The organism is Pseudoroseomonas cervicalis ATCC 49957 (assembly GCF_000164635.1).
Lineage (GTDB): Bacteria > Pseudomonadota > Alphaproteobacteria > Acetobacterales > Acetobacteraceae > Pseudoroseomonas > Pseudoroseomonas cervicalis.
Window position 1 is genome coordinate 1 of sequence record NZ_GG771195.1, and the last position, 656, is coordinate 656.

Consider the following 656-nt stretch of genomic DNA (forward strand, 5'->3'; position numbering starts at 1 on the left):
CCGGTCGGCGCGGCGGGCGGCGCCAGCTCGTGCTCCGCCACCGCATAGCCCAGCCGCCGCAGTGCCTCGGCGATGCGCCCGGGCGGCGTGCCCGGCGGCAGCGCCTGGCGCAGCGAGGCGGCGAGGCCCGGGCGGTGGCGCATATCCTCCGCCAGGCGGCGCAGCTCGGGGCTCACCGGGCGTCAGTTCGTCGGGAAGCGGAGGGCGGGCACGATCCGGGTCGTGATCTCGAAGAGCGTGTCCATGACCTGCTTGACGGAGCCGCCGGACAGGCCATCCAGCGCCTCGTCCGGCAGGGCGGCGCCGCGGCCGGACAGTTCCTCCGCGGTGATGGCATAGCCCTGGCCCTGCAGCAGGGCGGCCGCCTCCTCCGGGCCGCGGCAGCGCGGCAGGGCGTCGCCCAGCGCCTCGCGCAGCGCCACATCCTGCCGCAGATCGTGGTCCAGGCGCTGCCATTCGGACGATGCCATGGGGTGGTCTCCCGGTGTGTCGCGCGGCATCAGGGCTTGGTGTTGCCCTTGGTGACGGCATCGGTGATGGCGTCCGTCACGCCGGAAGCGCCCGTCCAGAAGGGCGGCGCGCTGCCCCAGCCGCCGGCGGCCGCGTCCAGCGCGGCATCCGGCAGCGCCGCGCCGCTGCCGGCCAGCTCGGCCGCG

1 protein-coding gene is annotated in these 656 nt (G+C 76.7%); it reads right to left on the reverse strand.

Annotation, left to right across the window (positions count from 1 at the left end; translation table 11 throughout):
• Positions 1–182: 182 nt before the first annotated feature.
• Entirely contained in the window at positions 183–470 is a 288-nt protein-coding gene (locus tag HMPREF0731_RS22540) for a Nif11 family protein (RefSeq protein WP_007006589.1), read from the reverse strand.
• Between the last annotated feature and the right edge of the window lie 186 nt (positions 471–656).